Annotated in this window: 4 protein-coding genes and 1 tRNA gene; 4 read left to right on the plus strand and 1 reads right to left on the minus strand. The window is 69.1% G+C overall.

The features are described 5' to 3' along the window. Window positions 1–86: 86 nt before the first annotated feature. A tRNA-Cys gene (locus tag JWP28_RS10230) sits at window positions 87–160 on the minus strand. 197 nt (window positions 161–357) lie between these two features. Between JWP28_RS10230 and JWP28_RS10235 the strand changes: the two genes are divergently transcribed. From JWP28_RS10235 to JWP28_RS10250, 4 genes are all read left to right on the plus strand, one after another. Then, window positions 358–933 (plus strand): protein-L-isoaspartate O-methyltransferase, encoded by a 576-nt coding sequence (locus JWP28_RS10235; RefSeq protein ID WP_299542659.1) that lies wholly within the window; start codon window positions 358–360, stop codon window positions 931–933. A 119-nt stretch (window positions 934–1,052) separates the two neighbouring features. After that, window positions 1,053–2,621, plus strand: a complete 1,569-nt coding sequence (locus JWP28_RS10240; RefSeq protein ID WP_299542661.1) for a TolC family outer membrane protein — start codon at window positions 1,053–1,055, stop codon at window positions 2,619–2,621. Between the two features lie 84 nt (window positions 2,622–2,705). After that, window positions 2,706–3,275, plus strand: a complete 570-nt coding sequence (locus JWP28_RS10245; protein WP_299542663.1) for a DUF2497 domain-containing protein — start codon at window positions 2,706–2,708, stop codon at window positions 3,273–3,275. 155 nt (window positions 3,276–3,430) lie between these two features. Then, the coding region (locus JWP28_RS10250) for a class I tRNA ligase family protein (protein WP_299542665.1) at window positions 3,431–4,371 on the plus strand (941 nt) is incomplete at its 3' end.

Consider the following 4,371-nt stretch of genomic DNA (forward strand, 5'->3'; position numbering starts at 1 on the left):
CCGACCGCGCAGCGTGCGGCAGACGCCCAGATAGCGCTTCGACATCGCCGTGTCAGCGCCGACTTGCCGGAGTGATCGAAAGAGGTTGGAGGCCTGACCGAGAATCGAACTCGGGTGCACGGATTTGCAGTCCGCTGCGTAACCACTCCGCCATCAGGCCGCCGCGAGCCCCCATGGGGCTCGATCACCAAGCAAATATATAGACGCGTGACGGCAGCCGTCACGCGTCGGGGGGCGGATGGCTAACAGAAGGCCGCACTCGGGGCAACGGGCGTGCGGCGACAGCTGCGATTGCCTTGGCCCGCGGCGCAGACCTATAAGCCGCGCAAGACTCTCGCCCCGCCAAGGACTTCCTCGATGGCCGATTTCGCCGCCGCCCGGCTGAACATGGTGGAAAGCCAGGTGCGTCCTGCCGACGTCACCGACGTGCGGCTGCACGACGCCATGCGCGAGCTGGCCCGCGAGCGGTTCCTGCCGCCGACCAAGACCTACCTCGCCTACGCCGACATCGAGGTGGAATATGCGCCGGGCCGCTGGCTGCTGAAGCCGCGGGACGTGGCCAAGCTGCTGCAGGCGGTCCGGCCCATGCCGGGCGAGCGGGCGCTGGCGATCGCCGCGCCCTATGCCGCCGCGGTGCTGGAACACCTGGGGCTTTCGGTGACGCTGCTGGACGCGGGCGATCTGGCGCAGCCGCCGGGCGACGAGGCCTACGACGTGATCGTCTGCGAGGGCGCCGTGGGGCGCGCGCCGGCGGCCTGGCTCACCGCCCTGGCCCTGCGCGGCCGCCTGGGCGTGATCGAGCGCGACGGTCCGGTCGGCAAGGCTTGCGTCTACATCCGCGCCGAGGACGGCGTCGGCCGCCGCGAGGTGTTCGACGCCACGCCGCCGGTCATGGCGGGCTTCGCAGCTGAACACGGTTTCGCCTTCGAGTAGTGCTATGAAACACCGCAGGAACGCCGGGGTGAAAAAAGCTTAAGGTGACGCCGTGTAGGTGTTGGCGCCACACGTCACCCTATAGAATCAGTCTCGCTTGCCTATGTCGGGGATATGGAATGTCGAAGAGCCTTCGCGGACGCCTGCTCGCCGCGATCTTCAGCGCTGGCGTTGCGGGAGCCTTTGCGGCGCCGGCGTGCGCTGAAACCCTGGCCGATGCGATCGCGCTGGCCTACGAGACCAACCCGACGCTGCAGGCGCAGCGCGCCACGCAGCGGGCGCTGGACGAGAACTATGTGCAGGCCCGCTCCGGCTGGCGTCCGCAGCTCAGCCTGCAAGGTTCCGCCGCCTTCACCGAATTCCGCAGCCCGCGCGCGGCGCGCAACACGTTGATCGACACTAACGGCGACGGCGTGCCCGACACCTTGATCCCGGCCAGCGGGAACGGCATCAACACGGTCAACTCCGGCAGCACGGTGCTGAACCTGACGCAGCCGATCTGGACCGGCGGGCGGACCGCCGCGGCGGTCTCCGCCGCCGAAGGCGATATCCTCTCCGGCCGCGAGACCCTGCGCCGGGTGGAGGCCCAGGTGCTGCTGACCGTCGTCCAGGCCTATGTGGACGTCCGGCGCGACCAGGAAGGTGTCCGCATCCGCCAGGAGAACGTCGCCGTGCTGCAAAAGCAGCTGGAGGAATCCAAGGCCCGTTTCGACGTCGGCGAGATCACCCGAACCGACGTCGCCCAGTCGGAATCGCGGCTGGCCGCGGCCCAGGCCCTGCTGCAGAGCGCCATCGCCCAGCTGGCCGTCAGCCGCGCCAACTACGCCGCGTCGGTGGGCCAGAATCCTGGCGAGCTGGCGCCCGTGCCTTCCCTGGCCTTCCTGCTGCCCGGCAACGCCGACGACGCCTTCGGCATCGCCGAGAGGTTCAGCCCGGTGCTGCGCGCCCAGCAGTTCGCCGAACAGGCCAGCCGCGCCCGCGTTGCGGCGTCCCGCGCCGAGCGCATGCCCAGCCTTTCGCTGCGCGGAACGCTCGGGTTCTCGGGGCCCGTGGAGCCCTTCGACAGCGGCCTCTACTCGCGGGAAGCCCAGGCGGTCGCGGTGGTCACGGTGCCGCTCTTCACCGGCGGCCTGACGACGTCGCGCATCCGCCAGTCGATCGAGCGCAACAACACCGACCGCATCAATATCGAGACGCAGCGCCGCGCCGTGCTGCAGACCATCAGCCAGGTCTGGAATCAGCTGGTCGCCGCGCGGGCCAGCATCGATTCGACCGCCGAGGCCGTGCGCGCCGCGAAGATCGCCCGCGAAGGCACCATCGAGGAGCAGAAGGTCGGCTTGCGCACCACGCTCGACGTGCTGAACGCCGAGCAGGAGCTGCGCAACGACGAGCTGACCGCGGCGGCGGCGGAGCACGACGAATATCTGGCCGCCGCGAGCTTGCTGTCGGCCATGGGCCGGCTGGAGGCGAAGGACCTGATCCCGTCGATCACGCAATACGATCCCAAGCGGAATTTGCGGAAGCTGCGGTTCGCCCTGGGCTACGTGCCTTGGGAAGAGCCCATTGCCTTGGTGGATCGCGCCGTCGCGGTCCCGCCGATTCCCATGAGCACCGGCCGGCCCGGCGAGCCGCCGATCCCGCCCGGCCTGCAACCGCCGCCGGCCGCGGCAAGCGCGCCCAAGAAATAGACCTTTCGAAGCGGGCCTCCCCTTCGGCTGAAAATGGTCTAGGCTGGGCCTTAACGGATTCATTTTTCGCTCGGCGGCCGGCCCATGTCCGAACAGACTTCCCAAGAACCGACCATGGAGGAGATCCTCGCCTCCATCCGGCGCATCATCTCCGAAGATGACGCGCCGCCGGCGGAGGAGGCGGAAGCCGCGCCTGCTGCGACCGAGGAACCCGCCGCGATGAAGGCCGAACCCGAGTCCGAACCGGCGCCGCTCGCGGCAGCGCCGGAACCCATTGCAGCCGCGCCGCCGGAGCCCGCGCCGGCGGCCGAAGAGGAGGCGCTGGAGTTGACGGACAAGGTGGAAACCCACGGCGATCTCGACGTCCATTCGGCGGTCTCGGCGCCGCCGCCGGTCCCGGAGGTCGAGCCGGCACTTGCGCCCGCGCGGGTCGAGAGCCTGGTGAGCGAACGCGCCGCCAGCGCCGCGGCCTCGTCGTTCGGCCAGCTGTCGGCGGTGATCGGCATGCCCAGGAGCGACCGCACCCTCGAGGACGTGGTGCGCGAGCTGCTGCGCCCGCTGCTGCAGCAATGGCTGGACGAAAACCTGCCGGTTATCGTGCAGCAGGCCGTCGAGTCCGAAGTCGAACGCATCGCCCGCGGCCGAGTACGCTAGACCATCAAATTCCGCTCATCCCCGCGCAGGCGGGACCCAAGCGGCGCCTACGGACGGCACGGCGGATCAGGCTCTTTCCTGGACCTCAGCTTGGGTCCCCGCTTTCGCGGGGATGAGCGGGTGTGTATGCAGCCCCGCAACCTGATCGCTTCCCCATGCTTGAAAAGACCTTCGATCCGAAATCCGTCGAGCCGCGCCTCTATGCCGCCTGGGAGGCGTCGGGCGGATTTGCGCCGACCGACGATCCGGCCGCCGAACCGTTCTCGATGGTCATCCCGCCGCCCAACGTCACCGGCTCGCTGCACATCGGCCACGCGCTCAACAACACCTTGCAGGACGTGCTGATCCGCTTCGAGCGGATGCGCGGCAAGGCCGCCCTGTGGCTGCCCGGCACCGACCACGCCGGCATCGCCACCCAGATGGTGGTCGAGCGCCAGCTGGCCGAGGCCGGCAACCAGAGCCGCCGCGACCTCGGCCGCGAGGCCTTCGTGGAGAAGATCTGGGAGTGGAAGGCCAAGTCCGGCGGCACCATCACGAACCAGCTGAAGCGCCTGGGCGCCAGCTGCGACTGGAGCCGCGAGCGCTTCACCCTCGACGAGGGCCTGTCGGCGGCGGTCCGCAAGGTGTTCGTGACGCTCTACCGGGAAAAGCTGATCTACCGCGACAAGCGGCTGGTGAACTGGGACCCGCACTTCCAGACCGCGATCTCCGACCTGGAGGTCGAGCAGCGCGAGGTCGACGGCCACTACTGGCACTTCGCCTATCCGCTGGAGGACGGCTCCGGCGAGATCGTGGTCGCCACCACGCGTCCGGAGACCATGCTCGCCGACACCGCGGTCGCCGTGCACCCCAAGGACGAGCGCTACAAGGACCTGATCGGCCGCGCCGTGCGCCTGCCGATCGTCAATCGGCCGGTCCCGATCATCGCCGACGAGTACGCCGACCCGGAAAAGGGCTCTGGCGCGGTGAAGATCACGCCGGCGCACGACTTCAACGATTTCATGGTCGGCAAGCGCAACAACCTGCCGATGATCAACGTCTTCGACGACTTCGCGCGGATCAACGACAACGCCCCGCCCGAGTACCGCGGCCTCGA

The sequence above is a fragment of the Phenylobacterium sp. genome (assembly GCF_028290885.1).
Lineage (GTDB): Bacteria > Pseudomonadota > Alphaproteobacteria > Caulobacterales > Caulobacteraceae > Phenylobacterium.